The following is a 1211-nucleotide window of genomic DNA, read 5'->3' on the forward strand; positions in this document are numbered from 1 at the left end:
CTTTCATCCCAGTCCATGCCCAACCAACGAAGGTTTTCAAGCTGTGAACGCTCACCATCTTCGACATGGCGCTTGCGGTCAGTATCTTCGATACGGATGATAAAAGTTCCACCATGATGACGAGCATAGAGATAGTTAAAGAGCGCCGTCCGCGCATTTCCGATGTGTAAAAGCCCAGTTGGACTTGGTGCATAACGCACTCGAATATCTTTTGTCAATTTTCGATCTCCTATTTGGGAATAGCAGGGATATCTCACCCTGCTTTCGTATTCAAACGTTATTATTATATCACATTCTCGATCCAGAATCTGCTGAATCGTATGATTTTTTAAGACAGTCTTTCTTCGAGAACAAAATCAATCGGCAGCCAAGCTAAGACCCGCTCCAATTGCTTTTCCCAGTAGTACCATTCGTGCTTACCAGGACTGTGACTATAGCTAATATCCAGACCTAGCTTTTTCAAATTCTCCACGGCATGGTTATTGGCCGCATAGAGGAAATCCTCCTCGCCACACCATGCCCAAAGCTTAGTCTTTTTATCAGATTGCTTGGCTATGTTCTCCAGCGAATGAGGGCTGCTGGTCCAGTCTTTATAGTCTCCAAAAATCCCTCGCCAGTAGGCTGGTGTTGCTATTTCAACATCATCTGGATGACTATCAAGAAAGCTCAAAGCCCCTGAAAGACTAGCCGCGTATGAAAAGCGGTTAGACTTAAGAGCCAGCTTAAAGGCTCCGTATCCGCCCATGGAAAGACCAGCGATAAAATTCTTCTCCCGCTTGTCAGACATATTGGGGAAAAAGCGCTTGAGTACCCGTGGCAGCTCTTCAGCGATAGCCTCGTAATAGTTAAATCCGTATTGAGTATCGGTGTACCAGCCATTGCTGGTATTCGGCATGACAACAATCAAGTTAGTCGAGCGAACGAGGCGCTCAATATTTGAGCGTTTGAGCCAACTATTGTGATTACCGTTCATACCATGAAGCAGATACAACACAGGAATATCCGTATCATCTGGTTCGTCCACGCGCGACGCATCTGGATAAAGGACATTGACTCCCCACTCCATCTCCAAGGCTTCTGAATAGTATTCTATCTGCATCACTGCCATCTTTTTTTCTCCTCTTGTAAAAACTACTGTTCTTGGCTAGGCGTCACCGCTAGCCACACTCTGAAAGCAAAGCCTGTTCTGCGACTGCCAAAAGATAAGAAAA

General features: G+C 45.6%; 1 protein-coding gene and 1 pseudogene. Both read right to left on the reverse strand.

The genetic code is table 11. The annotated features are described in order from the left end of the window. On the reverse strand, window positions 1–218 hold a 218-nt coding region (locus D8792_RS10685), incomplete at its 3' end, for a glutamate--tRNA ligase family protein (RefSeq protein WP_260470301.1). Between the two features lie 110 nt (window positions 219–328). After that, window positions 329–1126, reverse strand: a pseudogene (locus D8792_RS10690) (alpha/beta hydrolase); the annotation flags it as partial. Window positions 1127–1211 lie beyond the last annotated feature (85 nt).

It is taken from the genome of Streptococcus cristatus (assembly GCF_003943505.1).
Taxonomy (GTDB): domain Bacteria; phylum Bacillota; class Bacilli; order Lactobacillales; family Streptococcaceae; genus Streptococcus; species Streptococcus cristatus_E.